The organism is Amycolatopsis sp. DG1A-15b (assembly GCF_030285645.1).
Lineage (GTDB): Bacteria > Actinomycetota > Actinomycetes > Mycobacteriales > Pseudonocardiaceae > Amycolatopsis.
Genome location: NZ_CP127296.1, coordinates 6,824,782 through 6,849,528, shown reverse-complemented (window position 1 = coordinate 6,849,528; position 24,747 = coordinate 6,824,782). Strand labels below are relative to the sequence as shown.

18 protein-coding genes and 3 pseudogenes are annotated in these 24,747 nt (G+C 66.0%); 7 read left to right on the top strand and 14 right to left on the bottom strand.

The features are described from left to right. Position 1: 1 nt before the first annotated feature. The 3 genes from QRY02_RS31400 to QRY02_RS31390 all read right to left on the bottom strand — a co-directional run bounded on the left by QRY02_RS31400 (position 2) and on the right by QRY02_RS31390 (position 3,757). Positions 2-2,137: a TnsB C-terminal domain-containing protein gene (locus QRY02_RS31400; protein ID WP_285986432.1), complete on the bottom strand. Its 2,136-nt coding sequence runs from the start codon at positions 2,135-2,137 to the stop codon at positions 2-4. Further along, positions 2,134-2,862 carry a TnsA-like heteromeric transposase endonuclease subunit gene (locus QRY02_RS31395; RefSeq protein ID WP_285986431.1) on the bottom strand — a complete coding sequence of 243 codons (729 nt, stop codon included), beginning with the start codon at positions 2,860-2,862 and terminating at the stop codon, positions 2,134-2,136. Before QRY02_RS31395 ends, QRY02_RS31400 begins: the two co-directional genes overlap by 4 nt. A 232-nt stretch (positions 2,863-3,094) precedes the next feature. After that, positions 3,095-3,757: a helix-hairpin-helix domain-containing protein gene (locus QRY02_RS31390; RefSeq protein ID WP_285986430.1), complete on the bottom strand. Its 663-nt coding sequence runs from the start codon at positions 3,755-3,757 to the stop codon at positions 3,095-3,097. Positions 3,758-3,866: 109 nt separating this feature from the next. Between QRY02_RS31390 and QRY02_RS31385 the strand changes: the two genes are divergently transcribed. Further along, positions 3,867-5,162 (top strand): pentapeptide repeat-containing protein, encoded by a 1,296-nt coding sequence (locus tag QRY02_RS31385; protein ID WP_285986429.1) that lies wholly within the window; start codon positions 3,867-3,869, stop codon positions 5,160-5,162. 678 nt (positions 5,163-5,840) lie between these two features. Here QRY02_RS31385 and QRY02_RS31380 read toward each other — a convergent pair. From QRY02_RS31380 to QRY02_RS31365, 4 genes are read right to left on the bottom strand one after another with little or no spacing between them, the layout of a single operon-like run. Next, positions 5,841-6,623 (bottom strand): hypothetical protein, encoded by a 783-nt coding sequence (locus QRY02_RS31380; RefSeq protein ID WP_285986428.1) that lies wholly within the window; start codon positions 6,621-6,623, stop codon positions 5,841-5,843. 20 nt (positions 6,624-6,643) lie between these two features. After that, positions 6,644-11,293 carry an RHS repeat-associated core domain-containing protein gene (locus QRY02_RS31375; RefSeq protein ID WP_285986427.1) on the bottom strand — a complete coding sequence of 1,550 codons (4,650 nt, stop codon included), beginning with the start codon at positions 11,291-11,293 and terminating at the stop codon, positions 6,644-6,646. Then, on the bottom strand, positions 11,290-11,598 hold the full coding sequence (locus QRY02_RS31370; protein ID WP_285986426.1) for a type VII secretion target: 309 nt from the start codon (positions 11,596-11,598) through the stop codon (positions 11,290-11,292). The genes QRY02_RS31375 and QRY02_RS31370 overlap by 4 nt, the downstream gene beginning before the upstream one ends. Then, positions 11,595-12,047, bottom strand: a complete 453-nt coding sequence (locus QRY02_RS31365; RefSeq protein WP_285986425.1) for a YbaB/EbfC family nucleoid-associated protein — start codon at positions 12,045-12,047, stop codon at positions 11,595-11,597. Before QRY02_RS31365 ends, QRY02_RS31370 begins: the two co-directional genes overlap by 4 nt. 619 nt (positions 12,048-12,666) lie before the next feature. Between QRY02_RS31365 and QRY02_RS31360 the strand changes: the two genes are divergently transcribed. After that, positions 12,667-13,462 (top strand): IS5 family transposase gene (locus QRY02_RS31360; RefSeq protein ID WP_502874283.1). Its coding sequence is split into 2 segments (ribosomal slippage): positions 12,667-12,998 and positions 12,997-13,462, totalling 798 coding nucleotides; the frame shifts between segments, so codons are not numbered across the junction. Positions 13,463-13,857: 395 nt separating this feature from the next. Here QRY02_RS31360 and QRY02_RS31355 read toward each other — a convergent pair. Continuing rightward, on the bottom strand, positions 13,858-14,106 hold the full coding sequence (locus QRY02_RS31355) for a hypothetical protein (RefSeq protein ID WP_285986423.1): 249 nt from the start codon (positions 14,104-14,106) through the stop codon (positions 13,858-13,860). Between QRY02_RS31355 and QRY02_RS48970 the strand changes: the two genes are divergently transcribed. Continuing rightward, positions 14,011-14,295: an AMIN-like domain-containing (lipo)protein gene (locus QRY02_RS48970; protein WP_502874147.1), complete on the top strand. Its 285-nt coding sequence runs from the start codon at positions 14,011-14,013 to the stop codon at positions 14,293-14,295. The two genes, QRY02_RS31355 and QRY02_RS48970, sit on opposite strands and share 96 nt — an antisense overlap. 75 nt (positions 14,296-14,370) lie before the next feature. Next, positions 14,371-14,814 carry a hypothetical protein gene (locus tag QRY02_RS31350; RefSeq protein ID WP_285986422.1) on the top strand — a complete coding sequence of 148 codons (444 nt, stop codon included), beginning with the start codon at positions 14,371-14,373 and terminating at the stop codon, positions 14,812-14,814. Positions 14,815-14,900: 86 nt separating this feature from the next. Here QRY02_RS31350 and QRY02_RS31345 read toward each other — a convergent pair whose 3' ends face one another. Then, on the bottom strand, positions 14,901-17,414 hold the full coding sequence (locus QRY02_RS31345) for a NucA/NucB deoxyribonuclease domain-containing protein (RefSeq protein ID WP_285986421.1): 2,514 nt from the start codon (positions 17,412-17,414) through the stop codon (positions 14,901-14,903). 1,094 nt (positions 17,415-18,508) lie between these two features. On the opposite strand from QRY02_RS31345, the gene QRY02_RS31340 reads away from it, so the two are divergent. Beyond that, on the top strand, positions 18,509-18,892 hold the full coding sequence (locus tag QRY02_RS31340) for a hypothetical protein (RefSeq protein ID WP_285986420.1): 384 nt from the start codon (positions 18,509-18,511) through the stop codon (positions 18,890-18,892). A gap of 200 nt (positions 18,893-19,092) precedes the next feature. Here QRY02_RS31340 and QRY02_RS31335 read toward each other — a convergent pair whose 3' ends face one another. Further along, positions 19,093-19,341 carry a hypothetical protein gene (locus QRY02_RS31335; protein WP_285986419.1) on the bottom strand — a complete coding sequence of 83 codons (249 nt, stop codon included), beginning with the start codon at positions 19,339-19,341 and terminating at the stop codon, positions 19,093-19,095. A gap of 173 nt (positions 19,342-19,514) precedes the next feature. Between QRY02_RS31335 and QRY02_RS31330 the strand changes: the two genes are divergently transcribed. Beyond that, a complete protein-coding gene (locus QRY02_RS31330) occupies positions 19,515-19,988 on the top strand; it encodes a hypothetical protein (protein ID WP_285986418.1) in 474 nt (157 codons plus the stop codon). Positions 19,989-20,021: 33 nt separating this feature from the next. Here the strand turns inward: QRY02_RS31330 and QRY02_RS31325 are convergent. The 3 genes and pseudogenes from QRY02_RS31325 to ligD (QRY02_RS31315) form a co-directional block, all read right to left on the bottom strand. Next, a pseudogene (locus QRY02_RS31325) lies at positions 20,022-20,726 on the bottom strand (SOS response-associated peptidase). An 8-nt stretch (positions 20,727-20,734) separates the two neighbouring features. Then, the gene (locus QRY02_RS31320) at positions 20,735-20,962 is read right to left on the bottom strand and encodes a DUF2188 domain-containing protein (protein ID WP_285986417.1); all 228 of its coding nucleotides are present in this window, start codon (positions 20,960-20,962) and stop codon (positions 20,735-20,737) included. Between the two features lie 76 nt (positions 20,963-21,038). Next, positions 21,039-21,512, bottom strand: a pseudogene (ligD, locus tag QRY02_RS31315) (non-homologous end-joining DNA ligase LigD); the annotation flags it as partial. Positions 21,513-21,835: 323 nt separating this feature from the next. On the opposite strand from ligD (QRY02_RS31315), the gene QRY02_RS31310 reads away from it, so the two are divergent. Beyond that, positions 21,836-23,383, top strand: a complete 1,548-nt coding sequence (locus QRY02_RS31310) for a pentapeptide repeat-containing protein (protein WP_285986416.1) — start codon at positions 21,836-21,838, stop codon at positions 23,381-23,383. A 294-nt stretch (positions 23,384-23,677) separates the two neighbouring features. Here the strand turns inward: QRY02_RS31310 and ligD (QRY02_RS48965) are convergent. Further along, positions 23,678-24,565, bottom strand: a pseudogene (gene ligD, locus QRY02_RS48965) (non-homologous end-joining DNA ligase LigD); the annotation flags it as partial. Positions 24,566-24,747: the final 182 nt, after the last annotated feature.

Sequence of the window (24,747 nt, the reverse complement as noted above, 5' to 3'; positions counted from 1 at the left end):
CTCACACGTCCTCCAGCGCGTCAGCGTAGAAGTCTCCGGTGTCCATGTCCTCGCCGTCGTCGTCGCCGATCTCCGGGCCGACCTGGTCGTCGACGCCGTCTTTGTCAGTGGCGTGGAGCACGCAGGCGACCGAGGGCAGCGCCGAGACCGAAGGCTCGGCCGCCGGCAGGTCGAGCGCGGCCTGCTCGCGGGCGAGCCGCAACGCGATCCGTCGTTCGGGCAGGCTCCGGCCCAGCCCGGCGTTCCAGCGCTCCAGCAGGTCGGCTACGGCGATCTTGTCGTCGGGATAGGTGTAGCGCGACGCCGCGAGCTTGCGGGCATACGCCAGCGCGTCCTCGCTGAACGGCATCTCCAGCGCCGGGGCGTGCTCCCACAACAGGGTGTGCCAACCGCGGGTGCGCGGGTCGCGGAAGTAGACGCGGCTGATGTCGTCCGGGTCGACCTGGAACGGCCACCGCCCGCGAGCGACACCGCTGTACGGGCTCGTGCGGCCGCGGTAGGCGTCGAGCGCCGGGCCGTTGTGCCGGCGGCCATCGATCTCCACACCGTAGTGCTGGATCGTGCGCCACTCGGTGCGCAGGAACTCCAGCGCCAGGTCCGGATCCCGCGGTGCCTCGATGAACCCGGCACGGGCGAGACCGTGCCCGAACATCATCGCCGGCGACATCCGCAGCGCAGGCAGGTGCGGATCGAGCAGCCCGTCGTGCGGCCGATGGTGATAGACCACCGCGACCCACTCGCGGATAATCGCTTCCAGCTCGTCGAGGAAGAAGAACGCGTTGCTCGCCGGGTTGATCCCGCGCGCGTGCACATCCGGGCCCTTGTAGCCGGGCAGCGCCTGCAGCAGATCCTCCCGCACGGTGCGGAAGAACCGCTCCACCGGGCCCTTGTCCCGCCCGGTACGCAGCCGCGCGGGCTGGATCGAGATCCCCATCCGCGCGCACACGCTGGTCAGGTGCTCGGAGACGAACACCTTGCCGTGATCCACCACGATCGTCTCCGGCACCATCGCTGGCCCCGAGGCACCCGGCCGCCGAACCTCGGGCCGCGCGACGGCGTCGACGTCGAGCAGTATGGTGCGCGGGATGCCGTGCTCGGGCCACACCGCATAGTGCAGCCAATCCGCGCCGGCCGGGCGGGGCCGGAACACCTGGAACAGCACGGAGGCGACGTCGACGGCCTTCGTCGAGACCGGCGTGAGCCGGATCCCGGTGACGCAGCGGGTGTACCAGTCCATCGCCACCGTGAGCTCGCAGTTGATCCACCGCAACGTCACCGGGTCCAGCGCGAACACGTCCAGCCGCGTCGAGTCCATCAGCACGTACTCACCCGGCCGCGTCGGCCGCAGCTTCCCGTACACCCCGTCTGGCCGGTCCGCGATGTCGCGGTTCCGCTTGGCGCTCAACCGGAACGTCGGATGCCGCCGCTCCAACCCCTCCAGCACCCGGAACGCCGTCGCCCGGCTCGGCACCTTCACCACGCCCTCACCGAACCTCGCGACCACACGGGCGTTCGTCCGGTCGATCACCATCGTTCGCGACGGCGTCGACTCCTCGGTGTGCTCCACCATTACCTCGAGCGCGATGTCCGTCCAGCGCTGATCCACCTTCTGACCATGGCCACGCACAGCGGCGCGGGCACGAGGTGCCAGGCCGGCCTCGCCGCGTTCGCGGAAGTCGCGAACCCACCGCTGCACCGTGCGGGCGGTGACGCCCAACTCGGTGGCCTTGGCGGCGTACCGAGCGGACAGGGGCACCTGCTGTGCGTACTCGGGCCGCGGCTCGCTCGGCTCCGCAAGTTCTGAGGCGCCGGCCCGGAAGCCGGTCAGGACTTCGTGGACGTGCGCAGCACGGACACGGACTGCGTCGCGCTCCGACTTGGTCAGCTGCGCGAGCACGACGGCCGCGAGGTCTTCCGGATCACTCGCGTCCGGACCTGATGAGTCAGATACCAACCGAAGGCGCTCCGAGGTCAGCAACTCGCGCAACGACACCCGCAGCAGGTGCCCAGGCGAGGTGATGCTCTGGAGCACCACCTCGTTACCGCCCGCTGCGCGAACCATCTCCACGATCTCGACGACCAGGCCGTCGTGCACGAAGCGGGTACCCAGCCCGATCCGGACCGCAGCTCCGCTCATCGCGACGTCCGCAAGACGTAGCACGGCCCGATAGGAGCCGCCAGATCGACCAGGAAGTGCCTGCACCACAGCAAATGCAGCAACGCTGACCGTACGACCGCGGCGGGCCAGGCCGTCAGCTGTAGGCACGCCTCCGACAGCGAGATGCCGTCGAGGTTCATCGCACGCAGCTCGGCAAGCAAGGCGTAGTCGAACAGCCACTCGCGGCGGTAGCCGGCAAGGAACCGGATCGTCTCTAGCTCGCCGCGCGGCGGTTCGCTCCAGACCTCGTACCGCCAGCCTCGGCACTCGACCTCACGGCGTGTCCACCCCAGCACGACGGCGACCTCCGGCTTCTCCAGCAAGCGCTGCGGCTTGACGTCGACTACGACCGGGCCTGAGCTGGTGAGCAGCAGGAAATCCGGCACATGCTTTCGTGGTCGGCCGGAGATCTCCTTTTGCAAAAGAAAGGGCTGCGCGACGATTCCACACACCGAGTTATCGAAATCTGCGTACAGCAAGCGCGTGAGTTCCAGCCGCGATTCGTAAGACACGTGACTTCTCGTCGTGCTCGACCAGTACGTGCCCGAGTAGTGCTTCTGGCCCCGGTGCCAACGGAAGGTGCGCCACGAAGCCGCCGCACTCAACAACGCGGCGTCGACCTCGGACCACGGCCGCGTCTGCACATCGCGGAGGTCGCCAGGCAGTCGAAAACTGACCAGTGCGCCCGCGGGGCCGTTGGCCATGCCAGCCTCCTCGGCATCAAGAGCGGACCTGACGGACTCAACCCCTACACCGAGATAATCACCGCCGACGTGACCTCGGCGCGCACGTCGGCGACACCACGCGAACGGCCCAACATCAACTTGCCCAGCCCAGAATCTCACGAGAATGTCGTCGACGACATTCGCACGACATGACTGGTGAGATTACGACACAAACCGTGAGACCCTACACCGACGGCGGGCTGGCCGGCGGTCACCGGAAGTCGCGGGACGGTGCGGTTGCCATGGACAGGTCGAGCGCTTCGATCCCGTCGGCGACGAGGGTGGCGACTCCGTCGGCAGCCTGGACCTGCCCGCGGATCAGCAGCGCGGCGCTGGCACGGGCGACGACACGGTTGCGCTGCCACAGCCCGGGTGAGACGAGGACGTTGGCCATGTCGGTTTCGTCCTCGAGGTTGAGGAAGGTGATCCCGCCGGCCGTTGTCGGCCGTTGTCGGTGGGTGACCGCTCCGCCGACCCAGACCCGGGTGCCGTCCTCGACGCCTGCGAGGGCGGCGGTAGTGATCGCGCCGCGCGCGTCGAGCAGCTCCCGCAGGAACTGCACGGGATGGGAGTTGGGAGAGACGCTGGTGGCCCACAGATCGGCGGCGGTGACCTCGAACCGGGTCATCCCTGGCAAGGCAGGGGCGTCGAGGCCGGGCACCAGGCCGGGCAGGTGCCCGGGTCGGGTAGTCGCCGCGGCACCGGCGGCCCAGACGTCCTGGCGGCGGTCGCCGCCGAAGCGGGTGAACGCACCGGCGGTGGCGAGGGCTTCGGCGGCGGTCTTCTTGAGCTGGAGGCGGCCGTTGAGGTCTCCGATCCCGGTGTAGGGACCGCGGGCTTGGCGTTCGGTGACGATCTGCTCGGTAGTTGTCACCGGTCCGAGTCGAGGTCGGCGGGCGGCGGCAGCAGCATCCGCTGGTCGTGTCACGGGCTCCGGTAGGGCCTCAGCCGTGCATACGCTGTGGTCGTGCTGAGATGTCAGCATGGACCGCTTTCGTGAACAGGACAGTCAATCGGTGCAGGCCTCTACGTCACAACACGACAAAGTCATAAGGCGTGAATTCGCTTGGGCTTGGGTTTGGCTGACATTGGTGATGAGCCTGACTGTAGGCGGAGTTGTGACCACTCTACTTTGGGGTGACAAGACTGCTGAGCATGGCAGTGCATTCGATGCAGGATGGAAGAGTGCCGCCGCCGTGCTGGCAGTCCTCGCGGCATTCATCAGTGTCGATCGGCTGCGACTAAGCCAGCGGGAGCATCGGCGACAATTGATCGCCGACGAGGCTACGCAAAGGGACGCAATTGCGCGCCAAATCACTGATCTGTCATCGAAGGCCAGTGATCAATTGGGCAGCGAGAAGGCGGCCGTTCGAATTGGTGGAATGACCGACTTGGAGCGGCTCGCAGAAGCGTATCCACAACTGCGACAGACAGTCGTCGACCGAATTTGCGCTTACCTGCGGGGCCCATACCGGCCGCCTTTCAATTACAATGACGAGGGCTTCGGGCGCTCAGGCGGAGACGGCGCAGGCGATGACCGAGAGGGCCCGTGGGAAGGTCCGGCGGGCGACAATGAGCTTGCCGAGCGTCGACTGGAGCTTGATGTCCGACGTACTGCGCAGAAGATCCTGAAGCGTCACCTGCATTGGCCTTCTAACGTCAAGGAACGGCCGCTTAGTTTCTGGAAAGAAATTAGCCTGGACCTGCGAGATGCGACTCTCGTGGAGATGGATCTGAGTGGATGTCGCATGAACTCTGTCGACTTTCGGAATGCGCAGTTTCATCGGACCACCGTTTTTAATGACATAAAGTTTCCAGAGGATACCTCATTCCAACGGGCGATATTCTGGGGTGACGCCTGGTTTGGCAAGACTACGTTTCCAAATGACGTGCAGTTTGACGGCGCGAAGTTTGCCGGAGACGCTTCCTTTCAAGGAGCGGATTTCAAGGAAGTTGCATTCTTTAATCGGGCACATTTTCAAGGAAAAGTATATTTCAATTCCGCCTCGATCGGCGACGGGTTTTTCTATAGAGTCTCATTCGACGGAGAAGTTACTTTCGGGGCAATTTTCAAGAACGCTGTCACCTTTGAAGGCGCAACTTTCGCGAGCGAGGTCCACTTCGATAGGGCTCAGATCCTTAACCCAGGCGCGCAGCACGCATGGCCACCTGGCTGGCGAGTAGAGCCTGACCCGGACGCCCCGAACGGCACTTCGCGTCTTGTGCGGGACATGCGAACAGAGCAAGGAGCTTCTCGGGCAGAAGACGACGACACGTAGCCTGCAGGCAGGCGCGCTGAACGACGTGTACGAGGACCGGACTTGTGACAACTACCGTTGTATCGTAGGACCTGTACCCAGTGACAACCGTCGCTAGAATCTACGAACACAACGCCATCTCACGACGACTCCTTCGTGACAACTGTCGCCCGTAGTCACACAAACCGAATGATCCCGGTAACCCCAGGTAGAAGCTCCGACGCGGCCAAGGGGGATGCGTGGTAAAGCGTGGATTGCATGGTTCAATTGAAGTCGTCACGGCGCGATTCTGCCCCAGCGCTGGGGTCGTGTGGTGGGACCGTGCTCACCCGCGCCGACATTCGAACGCCGTCGAGGCGAGGTCGCCTGAAGCCCTCGACACGCTCGGCTAAACCGTGCCGGTTCCTCGGCGGCAGTGCACCGAGACTGTACACCGGAAGCCAGCGACGCAGGGCCGGGCACCCACGAAAAGGGCCAGATAGTTTGACGCCGACGTCCGCAGGGCCCATCAGGCTATTTGTCCAGCTGCTGGTCAACGCCTTGTGTCCTGCGGGTTTAATTCCGACCCGACGCGGAAGGCGGGCACGTCGCACCAGCATTGCGACGTTTCGGTTGAGTGCGAAGCGCAACCGCGACTTTGTGGGTTGGCCGGACGGAGCGTACGGGAAGCTGCTGCCGACGCGACCGTCAACGAGTTCGTCAAGCTTTGGTGAACGAGTGCTCGCCCGCCACACGGTTCGGTCCGAGCAGCACGTCCTTCACGAACTCGGTGATCTCGTCGAGGTTCATCCGTCCGACCTCTGATTCCCCTTCGGCCAGCACGTAGGTGTCCTGCCATGTTGCCGTCCATACCCGGTTCTGCCAGTTCTCGAACTCGACGTACCCGTTCTCGCGACTCGGCAGCTCGGTTAGCTCCCGTACGACGCTCTTCGGACCGGAGAACCCGCGGACAGGTGCCTCCTTGCCGTTCGCGGGCCGGTAACGCAGGCGCAGGAACGGGTTCGGCTCGCGGGCCCACCTGGTCGGCTGTGCACCCGGAGCGCGTGAGTACCGGTAGGCCAGCTCATCCTCGTTCTCCGTGCCGGAGAACTCGCACCGGTAGGCCGGGAAGACCGAGCGGGTGACCTCGTGCAGCCCGGGGTTGTCCGGCAGGTGGTAGCGGTGGACCTTCGGGCTGACGCTGCCCACGATGTCGAACCGGTAACCGTCCGGCGCGAACCCCTCCGCGACCCTCAGCAAGGTCTCCGGCGGCGCCAGCAGTTCCGACTCATGCTCACGGACGAACCGAAGCACGGCGCGCGCGAGGCCCACGTCGAAGGAGTCGTGCGCATAGCACTGGAACATGTGCTCGCGGTCCGTGCTCAGCACCGCGGCAGATCCGAACTGTGGCGCGGTCGGCGTCCGGGTCCAGCGCCAGGCGTCGGGCACTCCTTCGAGTGGCTCGGCGTTTGGCATCGCCTCGAGCAGTGCCGCCAGGTCCACGATTCGTCCTCCGAGGAAGGTCACGAGCAGGTCTCGTTGGAGTGGTTGGGGCCGGGCGCCTGCATCTGGTACTCCTCCGTGAGCAGGGCGCCGCGCCTGGAGTTCTCTTCCCTGGTCATGGCTTCCATCTCGTCGGTATTGTTGTACCAATCCGCGCGTTCGGCGCGACTCTGATCGTAGCCTTCGTCGATCCAGTGCCGTACGACAGGCGGGTTGTGGTCGTACGTGAGCTCCTTGAACGGAATGGGGTTGCCGTCAATGTCGACCCAGTTCAGCTGCTCGCGCGGGATCCGCACGCCGTGCGAGTCGACTGGTACGCCCCTCGCGGCCTGGCCCTCCACGGTGAACTTCGCGGCCATCTCGTCGTGCGTGGACTGCCGGTAGTCGCTCGGATACTGGTGCCGGCCGGCATCCGGGTTCGAAGGCGTGTCCGGATTGCTCTCGTACCGGCCTCTTGCGCCGCGGACACTGGCCAAGCCGAAAGGGTCGCTCACGATCAACGGGTTGACGACGTAGGTGTAGTTGTTTGCCGAGGGTCCAAAGCCCAGTGGGTCCGGGCTCAGGTAGCGGGCGGTCGCCGGGTCGTAGTAACGGTGGAAGTTGTAGTGCAGGCCGGTTTCCCGGTCGTGGTACTGGCCGGGGAACCGCAGCGGGCAGTCCGCGCCGTCGCTGCCCCTGACCGAGAGTTCCTCGCCCCACAACGACTCCGTGCGGTGCCAGGAGACGCGACCGTCCGGCCCGACCAGTTCCGCGGGCGCGCCCACCAGGTCGGACACGATGGCGTCGAACCGGCTGCCGATGATCTCCGCGGGCGCGTCGGCCAGCCAGGAGCGCGACGTCTGCGCGAGCGGTTCGCCGGTGGCCGCGTGGTAGTCCCACGAGGTGGTCATGACTCGACCCAGCGATGAGTGGTTCTGCTCGGCGAGGTCGCCGCCGTCCCAGGAGAACGTGGTCTCGTCTAGGACCGTGCCGTGCTCGTCCAGCCGCTGTTTGGCCACCCGCCTGCCGAACGGGTCGTAGACGTAGCCCCACCGCGTGCCGTCCGGGGTGGTGACGTCGGTCAGCTGGTGGTAGCCGTTCCAGCGGTACGTCCACTCGCGGCGTCGCCCTGACAGGGTGCGGCGGACCTGCCGGGTCAGCCTGCCCTGCGAGTCGTAGTCGTAGGAGCTGCGACCGGCCGACCGCAGCAGAACGCCGTCGAGCACACGCGGGCCCGCGGTCTCCGAGTTACCGAGCCGGGTGGACGCGAGATTGCCCAGCGCGTCGTAGGCGTAGTTCTCCCGCCAGCTGGCCGCGTTCACGGCGGTCACCCTGCCAGACGGCGTCAGCTCGTAGGTGCGGTCGCCGCGCAGCCTGTCATCCACCGCCGACGCCACACCGTCGGGGCGGTAGCGGTAGGTGCGTTGCTGTGCCGCGACGTACTGGCCCACGGGCACGTCGGGCACTGCGGGATCGAACGACGGGTGCGCCCAGACCTGCTGCGAGGCAAGGCGTCCGGCCACGTCGTAGGACTGGGTGAGCGCCGCCCGCGCGCCGAGCCGCCGGGTGACCTCGCGCCCCGCGGGGTCGTACTCGAACGTCAGCGCGCCCGCCGTGCCCACCATGGCGGCGGCCTGGTGCGCGGGGGTGAACCGCCAGGCGGTCTCCACACCCGACGGGGTGATGCGGCGGATGCGTCTGCCGATCAGGTCGTACTCGCTGCGTACAGCCCGACCGTTGATCGACTCGACCAGCGGCCTGCCCAGCGCGTCCCGCTCGTAGGCGATCTCGGTGACGCCGTCGGTCACCCGACTCAGGTGCCCGGCCTCGCTGAACTCGAACCGGACCGGCCGCTCACCCTCGACGTGGTGGCCGACCACCCGGCCGCGGGCGTCGCGGACCACGTCCATCGCGGGCGCGCCGTCCACCGCACGCCGCACCATGCGGCCCGCGGCGTCGTAGGTGTAGGTGACGACGCGGCCGGCGAAGTCGCTCTCGCGGACCAGCCTTCCGTTGGGGTCGTGGGCGTAGTCCCAGGTCAGGCCCAGGGGGTTGGTCACCCTGACCAGGCGCAGCTCGGTGTCGTAGTCAAACGTGTAGCGCGTGCCGTCCGCGCTGGTGCGGGCGACCGGCAGGTTGAACGGCCCGACCTCGAAGGTGACGACTCCGCCGCCAAGACCGCGGCTACTCAGGATATTGCCCTCGGCGTCGTGGACCAGCTCCTGCCGTGACCCATCCGGTGCGATCTGCCAGGCCAGCTTGCCCTCGATGGTGTAGCCGTAGCGGGTGACCGCGCCGGTGGGCTCGACGGTCGCCGCCAGCCTGCCGAAGCCGTCTATCTCGTAGTGGGTGGTCGCACCGGCGGGGTTGGTCGCCGAGGTTGGTCGGCCGGTCCTATCGCTGGTGAACCTCGACCGCGCGCCGTCCGGGGCGATTGTCGCGACAAGATGGCCGCGTTCGTCAAGGTCGCTGGTGCGCACAGCCCCGGCCGGGTCCGTGCTCGTCAACAACGCGCCAGCGGCAGAGTAGGTGTATTGCCAGGTGACGCCGCCCGGTTCGGTGACACGGGTGGGCAAGCGCCAGCGCTCGTCGTACTCGACCGAGGTGAGCGTGCCGTCCGGATGCTCGACCCTGACCACGTCGCCGTTGTCGTCACGCGTGTACCGCGTGGTGTGCCCGAGCGAGTCGGTGATCGCCAGCAACCGGTGGTGCTGGTCGAACTCCATGCGCTCCTCATTGCCGAGCGGGTCGACCACCCTCGTAATGTGGTTGTGGCTGTCGTAGTAGTGGCGCGTGATGTGGCCGATACTGTTCGTGACGGCGGTGACCCGGTTCTCCAGGTCATAGTCGAAGGTGGCGTCGAGGTAGCCGTTCTCGTTCCAGCCACGCGTCACCCGGCCATCGGTCCGGTACTCGTAGTTGTAGCTGAAACCGTTGCGATCGGTCCATCGGGTGATCCGGTCGGCGGCGTCGTACTCGTACCGGTACGGCAGGGCGCTGGAGTTTACGACGCCAGTCAGCCGGCCGAGCGCGTCGTACTGGTAGGACGCGACACGGACGCCCTGGCCTTGTTGATCGATCAACCTCAATGAGTCCAGCCGCGCGCCTTCCTCCCCCTCGACGATGTCGACGGCGACGTAGTAACCACCGGAGTGACGGATCGTGAGCGGGAGACCAGCGGGGTCACGAATGTAGGTGATCTCGTGCCCAGCGCGGTCGGTCAGCGCAGTGATCGGGCGCGACTCCGCCGTTCCCGCGGCGAAGTGCCTAGTCCAACCGGATTCCGGGTCCTCGATCCGGTAAGTGTCCGACGCGGCGTCGAAAGCCAGCGTCCAGCGTGCGCCGAACAGTGGCAGCACCGGTCCGTCGACAGGGCTCGGATAGGAGAGCACCTCCGCGTCGTCGCCGAAGTAGAGGATGCCATCGGCAGCCAGCTCCAGCCTTTGGTCCAATGTGGACGACCAGCAGTGGCCGAGCAGCTGTCCGTCGCGGTATTCCGACGCGTAGGCGCGGTTGACCAGCAACGGCAGCAGTCCGGGCAGAGCGAGGTCGACCTTCGAGGTGATCATCTGGCCGGACACGGTGTCAACCGGGTCGCCGCCCTTGCCATCGCAGCCGCCGTTGCCCTCCGAACGCTGGCCACCGTTGTCGGCGTCGCGTGGTTTCTCACTCTTCGGCGATGTTGAATCCGGATTCCGCTTGCCGCTGGGCGGCGGGACGTCACCGGAAGCGTTGGGGGAGCTGGAGGAGCTGGGACTGGTGTCGTCGGGTGATTTGCCCGAGGGGGTGTCCGCGGCGGACGGATGCGTCGACGGTCCGTTCGCCGACGACGGCGAGGTGGTGGCGCCGTCGCCACCGTGCGGTTTGGTGGGCTGTCTGCCGTGCCCGGCAGGAGTGGTCGCGCCACTCGGCGTCGTAGCGCCGTCGCCCTTGCGCATGAGATTACCGAGCTTGGCCATGATCTCGTCGAGCTTGTCGATGATCTTGCGGAGGCGCGGCGTGACATTGCCGATGGTCTTGATCAGGTTGCGGATCAGGTCGGCGATCTTCTTGGCCACGCGAGAGATCGCCGCCACCGCTTGACCGACGATCACCGGGGTCGCGAGCCCCAGTGAGCAGACGGCCTCCAGTGCCCAGGCGATCAACCGGCCGATCAGCTCGGCCACGATCTCTCGGACGGTCTCGCGGACGAACGCGACGACCTCGCCCATGATCATGACGCCGGTGGAGATGCCCTCGGCCAGAGCGCCGGCGCCCGCGATCGCGTCGGACAACTCCGCGCTATGCGCCCGGTAGGCGTCGGCGCCTGCTCCGACCCAGCCTGAAGTGCCGTTCTTGGCCTCGTTGTCGAACTCCTGAGCAATCCGCGAAACCTCTTTCGCGACGTTACCCCAAGTCTCGCTGAAGGACCGGATCACCGGTGGGTCGCCGGCGAGCCAGTCCAGCGCCTCCTTGAGCGGCTGCACGTGCTCGATCAGCCAGGACACGCCTGCGGAGGCCAGCGTGCCGACCGGGTCGACGACCATGCTGAGCACTTCGAGTCCGACGCCGACCCCGCCTAGCCCGGCTGCCACCCAGTCACCGTTGGACACGCCCGTGGCGAGCCCCTCCGCAGACTCCAGGATCCCGAAGCCTGTGGTGGCGGTGGTGTCGGACTGAGGTTTCGCGACTAACCCAGGACCCTCGCTCACCGTATGCCGTCCATACGCTGAACCACAGCCTTTTCGCGCTCGGTATAGATCTTGAGGGCGTCGCGCACGCCCAGGGCGGTGTCGCTGATCGACTCCACGCCCTTGGCGAGGGCGTTGACACCCATCTCCTCAAACGGCTGGAGCAGCATCGCGAATGGTTGGCAGATGACCCCGTACGCGTCGTTGTTCATCGTGACCTGCCGCGCCGCGTCCACCGCCGCGCGCAACCTGTCCGCGAACGCCTCGGCCTTCTTGGCCTGGCCCTCCAACTCGTCGGCCAGGACCTCGTAGCCGCCTGCGGTCATCGGTCACGGTCCAAGAAGCTGCTGTTGCTGAAGTCGTCGGGGTCGTCCGGCGGCCGCTGCTGTCCCCGTGCCGGTTCCTGCGTCTTCTCTTGTGGTAGCGGGAAGTTCGCCTGAGCTTCGGCCAGCAGGTGCCGTGTGGTCGAGTCGTCGCCGACTGTCTGCGCCATGATCTCCGCCAGCCGCTGCGGGTACTGCGACTGGGCGTCGTGCATCGCCTCCATGACGGCGGCCGCGATTCGCTCCGGCTCCAGCTGCCGAACCTTCGGCGTCATGGCCACATCGCTGGGAACGCCGTTGGCCCCAACTGTCACCTGCACAGCCCCGTCCGCGGCCGACCCGGTGATCGAGACCTGGCTGACCTGTCTCGACATCTCCTGATAGCGCCTGGCCTTCTCCTCGGCGTTGCGCTCCCAGTCGACGACCATGCGCTCGACATCAGAAAGGTCCATGAGCCTCAGAATGCCGAGCAAGCGGGCTTCTGTCCGCAAGACGTTCCAAAGCCCACCCGTTCGGCTCAATACGCGAGCAACCGCTCCAACGCCTTAAACGCACGGATCAGTGCGGTGCCGCCGTATTTCGGCTGCAGGTTTGGAGGAAGTGAATCGTCGAGGTCGGGTGATCGTGATCGGATCGACAAGCTTCCGTATTTCCGCCATGAGCCTGTCATCGAATTCGCTGATCACCTCGACCGTGGCCGAACATTGTGCGGATCCACCCCCGATGATCACGAACATCCGGTTTTCCCTCGCCTCAGCGCGACAATGCCAGCAAGGCGGTCACCGCTACTTCCGGCAGGGCAACCCTTTTCGGCCACTCCTCGCACGGTGCTCGGCGAGACGCATGCCATGAGTGAGCCACGCCAACGACGCTGGCAGGCAGCCGCTGTGATCGAGCGACTCGTCGAGCACCTGGACCAGAGTCTGACCGGACCTGGTCTTGCCGACCAGCCTTTAAGTAGCTGCGATGCGGAAGGCGGGTCTGAGTAACTGGCCACAATGGGTGCTAAGAGCGTGTCTCACTTGGGTTCCGGTTGAGGTGCAGGCATGATCATGACCTGTGACGGACGAGTTGTCGCGGAGACTGGTGCCCGACGAGTTGTGGGAGCTGGTGGAGCCGTTGATTCCGCCGGGCAAAACACGACCTCAGGGTGGCGGAATGTCGCGGGTGGACGATCGGGCAGTGTTCACCGCGATCGTGTTCGTGCTGACCAGCGGCTGCGCGTGGCGGCATCTACCCCCGAGTTTCGGGGTCACCGTACCGACGGCGCATCGTCGGTTCACCGAGTGGACCAAAGCCGGGCTGTGGCGCCAGGTGCACCAGGCGGTGCTGGACGAACTGGGTGGCAGGGGGTTGATCGACTGGTCGCGCGTGGTCCTCGACGGAGCATCCGTCCGGGCCAAAGGGGGGCGGTCTGACCGGTCCGAGCCCGGTCGACCGCGGCAAACCCGGCTCGAAGATCCATGCGCTCTCCGACCGGGCCGGGCTACCGTTGACCGTCGGGGTCTCCGCGGCCAACACCCACGACAGTCACGCACTCAAGCCCCTGGTCAACGCGCTGCCGGCGATCCGCTCTCGCCGAGGACCACGCCGACGAAAGCCGGCGAAACTCCACGCGGACAAGGCCTACGACATCCCGGCCCTGCGCGACTGGCTGCGCCAGCACGGGATCATCCCGCGCATCGCCCGCAAAGGCATCGAATCCGCCGACAAACTCGGCCGGCACCGCTGGGTCATCGAACGAACCATCGCCTGGCTGACCGGTTACCGCCGCCTGACCATCCGCTACGAACGCAACCCCAGCCACTACCTCGCCTTCCTCCTCCTCGGCGCCGCCATCACCTGTTACAAGAAACTCGCCAAGTAAGACACGGTCTAACTGCAGAGCGCCGTGCTGCGCTGGCTATCACTGTTTACGACGTCGACGTCGCCGGGCTGTGGACCTGCAAACTTCGATCTTCGTTGTAGGGTCTCACCCGGTGTGACATATTGATCATGTGCGACCTGCGGGTTCTCCGGTTGTCTCACCGCGTGGCCACCGCTGAAGTCTCACGGCCGTGTCCACTTCCTCAGGTCACGGCTGTCGCTGGCCCTTCAACGTGTCAAACTCCGGCGGGAACGGGTGCAGGCATCCGAACTCCTCTCCAGGGCTGACCATCGTCAGCCACAGAGAGGTGTCCGAAGGCAACCCAGATCGTCGTCGGCGCGCTGCTGTCTTACGCCGATTTGTGTGTCCGACTGCTGCGGCGCCGGGGCGAGAGTTCAACCCGACTGTCCGGCGTCATCCCGCAGCGCCGCGATACCTGCCAGCATGCGTTGCAACCCGAACTCGAACAGGACGTCCGGCCCGAAGGCGCTGACCTCCCGCACGGCACCGGTCAGCGCGGCGCGTGCGCCGGCCGCGGGGTCGTCCGCTTGGTCCTCGTCGGAGAGCGCCCGGTACCACTGGCCCGGGGACATGCCCGTGTCCTGCTCCGCCTGGGTCAGCCCTTCGAGGTTGAACGCGTCCACCCTGAGGACCGGGCCGACGTCGACGGCTTCCGCACGTTCCGTCAGGTCGCGTCGGGCAGTAGCGGCGACAACGTCGTCACGTTCAGGCTCGGCGTTCGGGCGCGCCTGCCGTTCCGGGTGTTCGTCCTGGGTGGCGGTGGGCCGCCCGAGGACTACAACCGCCTGGTGATCAACGTCGCCCACCGTTAGTGACGGCCTGCGAGCGCCCCGCCCGCGCAGTGGGGCGCTCGCTGTCCGGAGCGCCGACGCTGGGACGCTTGCGGGATGGCGACCCGGCCGACCTCCGTCGTGGACGATGTAGTCCTCGTTGAGTACTTCCATTTCGCTCTGCAGACCTTTCCCAGCCCGACCGTGGTGCTCGATCTCGGGATTCCCGAGGACGTGGTGCGGGGCGGGCTGGGCGGGGCGACATTCCGTAGTGCCGCGACCGACCACTACGCGACGGTCCGGCTCGAGCTGTGGCCCGCGCCGCCGCCGTCGGCCGGGTCATGGCACGCGCAGCAGTCCACCAGCTTCACCGCCGACACCGTGGCGCTGCGGCTGATGTCGCCCACTGCGGGGGTGGGCGACCTGCCGTTGCTGCTGCCGGCCCCGGGCGGGTACGCGATCTGCGCGCACGTGGACCGGACTGGGCCGATCCCACCGCCGCGCGACACGACTTTCCCGCGCGGCCTGGAGCGCTGGCTGGTCCGGATCTGGCCGCTGTGACGACCGGCGGCCTTGCGGTGAAACGGCTGGCGCCGCCTGCCCCCGGCTGGGAGACAGGCGGCGCCAGGTCGAGCTGCGCTTTTCGGTCAGCTCGGTCGGTGGATCGTGACGATGCCCGAGGTCAGTTGCTGTGGCGTGGCGACGTCGACGTCGTACCCGGCTGAGGGCCGGTTGTCGTAGGTGACGTTGGCCGGGGTGGGGTAGGTCCCTTGCGACAGCGGCCACAGCACGGTTCGGAATCTGTCCGGGCCGGGGACACATCCGGGTGTCTGCCCGTTCGCGCAGCCGTCGTACCCGTAGTAGACGTAGCCGTACTCCCCGCTGCGGCCTGCCAGCGTGCCGTGACCCTTCGAGGCGATCTTTCCGTCCGGCGTCACCACCAGCCAGTCCACTCCGGTGTCATTGCGGGTGTCGAAGCGCAGGTTGGTCCCGGGCAGCCAGGCGCGGGCGGCACCGACCGGCTTGGTGTCGTTCGGCTTGTGGTAGCGGGCTGTCAGGTGCCACCACTGCTCGCCGGCCGCGGTCGGGTCCGTCGTCCACAGGCCGGCGACCGAGGTGAACGCCCCGTCCGCGTTGGCCCCGCCCGCGTCCGGGTCGTACACCACGACCATCGTCGTCCAGGTGTCGGCACCGGTGTCGTCGTCGGTGTTGGTCAGCGTGATCGTGAACATCCCGGCGCGCCGGTAGGTGTGGGTGGCGTCGCAGGTCCGGTCATGAGCGGCGTAGGCCTGCGGCGGGGTCCCGTCGTCCCAGTCCACCACGCATTGCTGGGTGTCGTTCGAGCCAGGGTCGTCGAACGGTGTGGACAGGGTGACGGCGGTGCCGACGCGGTAGAGCGTCCACGGCGGCGGCGCCAGATCCCCCTCCGCGGCAGTTGCGGCGGCGACCTTCGTCGCGGCGCTGCTCGTTGTGACAGCCTGCGGGCGAGGCCCGCCGAACTGCGGGGCCACATTCGTGACTGTCAGCGTTGCGCTGTCGCTGACCGGAGCGTTGACGCCGTCGTCGGCAGTCAGAGTGACCTCGAACACGCCGTCGTCGTTGCAGGTGATCGTGGTGACCTCCTGAGCCGAGTCGGCGAAGGTGCACGTGGCTCCGGGGTCGACGCCGGAGACGGCGCGATAGCTCCAACGGACCGGCAGCGCCTGGTTCTCGCGGTCGGAGGCCGAACCCCGCAAGGCGATCGCCGAACCCTCAGGGCCCTGGACGTCCGGGCCGGCGTCGACCTGCGGCGGGGTGTCGTCCGGATCCGTCCCGGCACCGCCACCGCTGTCGGTGATCTCGACCCAGAACTTGTCCTTGGCCAGGATGTTGTCTCGCTTGTACCAGCCACCGAGCTGGCTGCCGGCCAGACCGTTCTGCTTGCCGTTGACCATCTTGGCGGAGTACTTCCAGGCCGCGTTCGGGTACCAGCGGGTGAAGTTCGCGCCTTCCCAGGTCGATCGGAAGGGGTACTCGTCGCACTGCTTGGTCGGGTCGAGGGCGTACTCGATCGGCTCGTAGCGGAAGCAGGTGTCCTTGGCGATCGTGTTGTTCTGCTCGTAGTACTTCCCGGACTCGTCGTCCATTTTGGGATACAGCCGGGTCAGCGGCTTGTCCCCCGGCTTGCCCGGAATCACGGTCCCCACCCCACCCGGATACGTGTGTTCGGGGTCGTCCTGAGCCTTCTTGATGTGCGCGGCGACGTCGTCGACGCCACCGCCGGTCAGCGGGTACCGGATCTTGGCGTCGATGTCGTGGTAGATGCAGGCACCGCCGTTCACGTACTCGGCAGCGTCACAACGGAACGCGTACTGGAAGCTGCCGCCCGGCATGTCCGGGCTGTCGGTCCAGATCGACAGCTCGTGGTAGTTGACCTTGTCCGCCGCATAGTGGATACGGTCGTCCGCCGCCGGGGAGCCGGTGGTGTCGAAGGTGTCGCCGAAGTACCCGTTCAGCATCCAATCGATCAGGGTGTCGGTCCGCCCGCTCGGGTGGTCGCTGCGGCATACCGAGTTGCCCAGGTTCAGGCAGTCGAACCCGGCGGACAGCGTGCCCCCCGGGTTCACCTTGTTCACCGGCACCCACTGGTCGAAGCGGCCGGTCAAGTACATGGTCTGGGTTCCGCGGGTGCCCTCGCCGAGCACCGTCAGACGCCACGCGTACCAGCCGACCACGGTGCAGCGGCCCTCCACGCACTCCTCGAACGTGTAGCGCCCGCGGGCCACGATGCACAGCGCGTAATGGTTCTTCAGCACCGCATTGACGCGCTGCGCGTGGGGATCGTGCTGCTCGCACTCCTCCCAGGTGTACAGGTCCCGGGTGTCCGCCGCAGCGGACGTGTCCGTCATGATCGTGACGTCACCGCCGCTCGCCGTACCCTCGGGCGCTCGCAGGCGTGCTGTCGGAGCATTCGCCGACTCCGACAGCGACCACTTCGTCGGGGCCGGGCTGTGCTCCAGAGCGTTCTTCGCGACGTCCTGCAGGCTCTGGTCGAAACCACCGAGCGTCCCCCCGTCCGGTAGTTCCATGCGGCCCACCAGCGTGGCCGCGTCCGTCGTCTCGGCCTGTGCCGCCGGCGGGCCGAACGTAAACGCCAGCACCACGACGAACAGCGCAGCCAACCATGCGCGCACCACAAGACGACGTACGCCGAGTGAACCCACGACGTCGCCCACCTTCCCCCGGACCCCGGCCCCGAGAGCCCGCCCATAAGACATGTCATCCCCCCAAACATAGAAATGTCACGACCCGCCCCGACGTGCACCGCGAGGGTGTCCATCCCGCTACGGGAGGGTCAAGACCCAAATGGGAGCGCTCTCACGACGGCAGTTGAAAGCATCACGACAGCGAGTAATCACGTGATCTGCGAATGTATAGGCTTGAAATTACCGTCACGACGCTCTCACGTCGAGTGACCATAAGGCGTAGTGCCGCTGCCTACATTCGGCGGACGGTTTTGGAGTGTTTGCGTGGCGGCAGCTTCGGACATCCGACATCATGGTGCTCCGTCGCAGGTGAGCAGTCGGACGCCTTCCAGGCCTACACCGCACCACCGCGCGTGCTCGACGACGATCGGCGAGTCGCCAAGACCCACTTGGATGGCCCAGCGCTGATCAATCTCAATCCGATGGCATATTTGCCAACCGTTGGCCAGGATCATTGAGATTTGGTCACGAGTGGCGAGACCCTACATTCGTCGGGAACCGCGCCAGCATCAGTGGAAATCGCAGGACGGAACCGCGGGACCGCGAATGTCGAGTGGAACGATCTGGTCAGCCGCCACCGACGCTGTGCCCTGACCGACCTGGACTATGCCGCGAACGACCTGCCCGCAGAGGTGGGAGGGCGACGCTGGCGAGGTCGGCGAATTCAGGCGGGAAGTCGGCGTCGTCGTGTGCCGTGGTGAGCACGGTGGTGTCATCGAGGCCGATGCTCATGCCGCGTGTGCGCATGGTCGCCTTCGATGAGGTCGGGCAGGCCGACGTCGGGTTGCGCGCCTCGGCCGTCACCGTTTCCTCCGCCAGCCGCTGGTCCGCTTCGGCGAATTCTCGGCAGTCGAAGTCCCGGCGGCCGAGCGTTCCGGATCGCGATTCACACGTCAGCCCTTCCGGTTACGCCAGATCCGGCAGGTTCACTGATCTCGGGTCAGCTCGGCCTTGCGTCGCAGGGGCACGGCCCGGTCGCGGCGGCGGTACCGAGCCGGAATACGGCCAGGATGCCGAGCGCGAGCACAGCGAGGATCAGCTCGGGCTCGATCCGTGTCGGCGCCCCGAAGGTCATCGCGGTCGACGCGGTCGCGGGACCGCAGGAGCACGTGTATGCCGCGCACTTCTTGTTCTGGGACACGGTGACCGTCGCCGAAATCGCCACCGGGCGCCGGCCCACCGATCGGCTGCTGGCCGATGCCTTGTGGGGCGCTGCCGCGGTCACGCTGCACCCCGAGCGCCTGTCGACCTCGACGATCGACACCCTGACCCAGCCGGGCGCGGCTGCCGGTCTTTCCGCCGCGAGCTGGAGGCGGCTGGCTGTACCGGTGGGGCGGGCCGCCAGCTCGCCCGGCTCCTGCCGGCATGCTCGTGGCCCGGCCTGTCGGAAGTGACGCGATCCGTTTTGATGGGCGCGCACGTGTTGCCCAGCTGGAATGATCGGCGTCGTCCGGGCACCAGGTCCGGACGGGTGGGAGTCCCCGGGCCGTCACACGAACCGTGACCGACGGCCTGGGGCGTCAACCCGCGCGCCACGTCAATGTGGGCCCGCGAGTCGGATGGCGCTTGCGTGTGGCGGCGTGGGCAGCGAGGTCTAGGTCGGATGGCTGTCGGTGTGAGAGCGGCTCCATTGCACGGCGGCGTGCCACGCCGCGATGAGTGCTTCGTCGTCGCCGTAGTCCGGAGCCGTTCCCAGCGGGATCCAGGTCTGCTCGACGACGACGTCGCGCTCGACGCGCTCGATGGTGATGCCGGGGTAGCTGAGCTCGTCGCGCGGGTTGAACGCGGATTCGGAGACCGTCCGGTGCTCCAGGCGAAGCCGTACCTGTCGTTCGCTGGTCATCGACCACACTTCCCGTCGGGTTCGACGATGGTGTCGCGTGCCGGCCCTGTTCTTTTCCAGCTTGCGCGGTCGCTGCTGCCCGTGCAGCACTCGTTCGAGTGGTGTTAGCCAGTTCGCCGGATGAGCTCACCTCTGGTGGGGACACTCGGGGCGAAGAGATCGGGGGTGTGGGTGTGGGTGTGGTGTTGGAGCCGACTCCGGAAATGGGGACCTGGTCGGTCGAGGTGTTCCTCGACAGCGCGTGTTTTCGTAGTTGGGCGGTAGCCGACTGCGTGGACCGTAGCGGCGCCGCCGCGTCGGCAGAAGCAGCGGCGGTTCCCGATGCCGCGCTGCCAGTGCTTGATCCGCAGCGGCCGCCGGGTGGCTTCGCGATCCCGGCCGCGGATGTGGTGCCGGTGGTCGCGGCGGTGGATCAGGTGCCGGGCGAGCCGCTGTACTTCGACTACATCCAGCATGGCGACCTCGACCTGGGGTGCTGGCGCGAACCGGTCGTGGAGCACGGCTGGCTGCACGTACCGGGCCCGGTCGTGGACGCGGGCGTGTACGTCAGCTTCCGGTGGATCGAGGTGAGCTACAGCCACCTCGCGGAGCTGCGGTATCACCTCGCCGATTTCCTGGAACGCACTTGCCCCGAGGAGCACCACTAGCGGCGTCCCCGCGGGTCCGACGGCAGGGTGGGGTCATACCGGTTCGATCAGCTCGGGGCCGTTGTTACGCGGGTTGTTGACCGCGGTGCTGACCGGGTAGGGCTGCAGCTTCGGTTCCGGCACCTGGCCGAGCAGGTCGCGGACGGCGTCGGGCTCGGTCATATGTGGGTCGAGCCAGCGGTCGCGCAACTCGGCCGGGATGAGGGCCGGGGAGCGGTCGTGGACGTGGCCGACGGCGTCGTGGGCGGTGGTGGTGAGGATGGTGAAGGTCCACAGCTACCGGTCGGGATGCTCCTCGGGCAGATCCCGGTCGGGCCGCAGTTCATACAGCCCGGCGAAGGCGAGCAGGTCGTCGTCGTGGTGCAGGAAGTACGGGACTTTCCCGTCCTCGCGGCGTTCCCATTCGTAGTAGCCGTCGGCGGGCACCAGGCAGCGGCGCCGGGAGGCGGCGGCCTTGAACGCAGGCTTCTCAGTGACCGTTTCGCTGCGGGCGTTGATCAGCCGGCCGAGTTTTACCTCCTTCGCCCACGACGGGACCAGGCCCCAGGTCAGGCTGCGCAGCTGCCGCACCGGGTCGGCGTCGGGATCGGCTCGGGGGCTGCGTTCGAGCACGACCCGGGCCTGCTGGGTCGGGGCGATGTTCCACGAGGGCGGAAGTTCCTCGCCGTCGATCTCGCCGACGCCGAATGCGGCAGCGATGTCCTTGTCGCTGGTGCTGGAGGCGTAGCGGCCGCACACGGGGCAGCTCAGCCGGGGATGTTGCGGGGGTCGCGGCTGCGCGGGTAGGTGTTGCGTTCGCCGATTTTGCCGTCCATGTTGCGGATGAAGTGCTCGACACCGCGCTCGATGGCCATCTCGCGGCCCTTGGCGACCGCGTCGTCCTTGGTGTCGAAGGTGTGCGCGGCGCGGTCGCTTCCCTCGACTTTGGTCTTCCACTGGCCGGTTTCGTGGTAGGTCTCGATGTCGCCCTTCACAACGTGCTCCTTCCACTGCAACAGGTACTCCCCGGCGAGTACCCGACGCCAGCGTCGCCAAACCTGTCTGTGCAGGTCAGGGGAGTGGCGCGCGTTTCTCGGGGAGGTTGGCAAGCAGGTCGCCGTGGTCGTCGATGCGGTCGAGGACGTCGTCGGCGGTGAATATCAGCTGGCGGGCGTTGCGGCACGCTTCGACTTCGTCCCAGGTGAGCGGGGTGGACACGGTGGGGTGGTCGCGGCCGCGCAGCGAGTATGGGGCGCCGGTGGTTTTGGCGGGGTTGTTCTGGGACCAGTCGATGAACACGCGGTTGGTGCGCTGGTTTTTCGCCATGACGGCGGTGACCGAGTCGGGGGTGTCGCGGGCCAATCGCTGCGCGAGCTTCTTGGCGTAGGCGGACGGCGCTGCGGGGTCGTCGGTGTCGATCGCGGCGTAGAGCTGCATGCCCTTCGACCCGGACGTCTTCGCGAACGGGGTCAGGCCGTCGCCGCACAGGACATCGCGCAGCCGCTCGGCGACCCGGGCGCAATGCACGATCGACGTGCCGGGGCCTTCACCGGACTAGTGATCGAGGGCCGGTTCTCGGCTCAGTAGCCGGACCGGACGACCGGCGATCACCCTGAGTGCCGGGGTGGCCACCAGAGGCCGACGAATGGATCGAGGAAGTTCGAAACCTTCCGCGTAAGCATTCTCTTGGATACTACGGTATGGGCGAGTGCAGGCTTGGGCATCGCAGGCGCTGTAGCGCTTCCGCCGGCACTGACGACTTCATATACGTGTCCAGGTTGCCCTCAAAACCCGCCGCCGAGCCCGCTGAGCCGAGACCAGGGCTACAATCGATACCCCGTTGGAAAATTTTGGTCGGCGCCGGAAGCGTGGGAATTCTTACCGTCGCCGTAGTCACCGTTCTATGGTGGGCTGGAACGCGCGGCCTTGATGGCAAGGAATTGGTCTCAGCGCGACTTGAATCGCTCAAGGTTGGATTGAGCATCGGCATCGGAGGGGGTGGCATGTTTGCTCTCTATCTGGCATGGCGGCGCCAGCGTTCCACCGAAGCCGACTTGGACAACCGCGAACGCACACTCGAACACCAACAGCTTGTTGCAAGCAAGACGGAGGCTTACCAAGATCGAGTGGCAGCAGCTGCAGAAACCGATTCTGCAGCGCGGCGAGTTACAGAGCTGTACGCCAAAGCTGCCGACCTGCTCGGATCCAACAAGGCACCTGTACGCCTAGCCGGCCTTTACGCGTTCGAGCGCCTAGCGCAAGATAACCCCGATGCTCCGAATTTGCGACAGACTGTTGTTAACGTTTTGTGTGCATACTTGCGAATGTCGTACCCCATGCCCAGCAGCTTGGCGTCCGAGTCCGACGATGACGCCACAAGGAACCGTGTCAGCGAACTAGCAGACGAGAGTATTCATGAGCGCGAAGTCCGCTTAACCGCGCAGCGCATTCTGACCGGTCATCTACGTCATGGCGAAGATGACGATAATCCGTCCATCACGTTCTGGGAGGATGTTGACATTGACCTGACCGGCGCCACTCTTATTGATCTCGACTTCACTTGCTGCTTTGCACGAACCGCGATCTTTGCCAAAGCGATCTTTGTTGGCACAACCAGACTCGACAAGGCAGCATTTGCCAAGTTGGCCGTATTCGATCGAGCCAAATTTGACGGCCCGGCCGACTTCGAAGAAGTCGAATTTGAACAGGGATCATCCTTCAAGGAAGTCACTTTTTCGGATTACACAGGCTTTAGTAGGACTAAATTCAAAGGTAACACAAGCTTCTACAAAGCCATGTTTAGCGGCACGTCGTTCAATATGACAATGTTCGACGGAGCTGCGGAATTTCAAGAATCAAGATTTATTGGATTCACGTCATTCTTGGGTCCACTATTCTCGGAAAACGCAGACTTTCATAATGTCACATTCGAACGCTCCGTTAATCTAATGATGACATTCAGAAAGCTGGCGGGCTTTCAGGGGGCAACCTTCAACGAAGGCGTGCAGTTCAGTGCCGACTTTTGGGGTGACGCCAGGTTTGACCGATCGACATTTCATGGGGAAGTTCACCTAGGTGGCGACTTTTGTGGAGACGCCTCATTTACTGGAGCAACCGTCCATGGAAGCCTTTTATTTCACTCATTTAGACCAATGAAGGGGATGTTTCATTTCCAGAAGCTGAAAGTCCTCGGCGATGTAAATTTTGGAGAAACTGAATTTCAGGGCAAAGTCAACTTTGACAATGCAGACTTCGGCGGTAACGTCGAATTGAATCGAGCAACTTTCTCGCGAGGATTGACGTTTAGCGGGGCGAGATTCCGTGGCGAGGTTCACCTGGATCGATCCAGCTTTAAAGGCCCGCTTCCGACAGAATTGGGAGAGTACTCTGATCGCGAGGTAAATAATGAAGACTAATTGCATCAGTGTAACTGTGCACCGAACTCGAACTCCTACCCATTGCGACGAGCTCGGTCAGGAACTTCCGGATCGACGCGACAGCGACCATCGTGAGGGCTGACCATCACCCATGGACCCGAGCCCTCTGCTGCGACGACCCGACCCCATCGCGGCAGCCGAATCCCACCGATGACCCGCTGTGGCTCGCCAGTCAATCCGCTCACCTCCATGATCACGATGGAGGTGCTCTTCCGGGACATCCGTCGCGTGAAGTTAGCCCGCAGACGTGTCCTCCGTTGGTCCGGTCAACAGACCGGGGTCGAGGTCGAACACCAGCAGATCCGGCGGCAGCCGGCCGCCGTCGCCGTCGACCCGCCATTGCGGGATGTGCAGCTCGAGGGCGGCCATGTTCGCCGCCCACACCAGCCCGGCGAGTTCGTCGAGCAGGGCGTACTCGATCTCGCCTTCCCCGCGGCCGGAGCGACTACCGGTGCTGGCCAGCCGGACCGTGGGCAGCCAGCCGGGAGCGCCGTTGGGAACGTTCTTCTCGAAGAACTGCTGCCCGCCGACACCGTCAGGGAACCGGATGAACGTCACCGGCCGGCCCGCCAGGTGGGGCAGCAAGACGTCGGCGACGCGGGAGTAGTAGTTGATCACCTCGCCCTTGGTGAACCCATCGGAGTACAACTGCTTGTCCAAATTGGACAGCGTAAGCCGTCGTTTCCCCGCCTGTACAGGGATCTTCTTCCCAATCGGCGGCGCCGGTGTGCTCGTCTTTGACGCGGTAGTCGCGCGTTTCGGTGCTGTGGCGGTTCTGCGGGCTGGTGTCGGCGCGGTCTCGGCGACGACGCGTTCGCGGGCGCGCGGGGCGCGCACCTCGCCGGGAGCACGATCGTCGCGCAGGCCGCGCCAGGCGGTGTGGCGCAAGCGGCCGGCGCCGCGGGTGAACTGGCGGTAGACGACCTCGCCGACCAGCTCGGGTTTCACCCAGTGCGCGCGTGCGGTGTCCTCCCGCGGCGGGGTGGCAGCGAAGGGGTGCTTGCGCTGCTCGAGATCCTCAAGCTGAGCGAGCAGGCGGGCGCGCTCGGATTCGCTGAAGCCGGTGCCGACGTCGCCGATGTAGACCAGGTCGCCGGAGTCGGGGTCGTGGCCGCCGAGCAGCAGGCCGCCCAGGCTGCCCGACAGCCGGTTCTGCCCCGGTGTTGGTAAGCCGCAATATCAGAACTGATCGAATAGCCGCCCGCATGGTGACACTGTGACATTAATGGTTTACACAAAGTGACATGTCATCATACCTGGTCAGGTGAATGAGCCCCTTGGGTGCCCTCCCTGCCGCCACCTCCGTGTATGGATCTGCACATGAGGTAACGCAGCGTCGATCG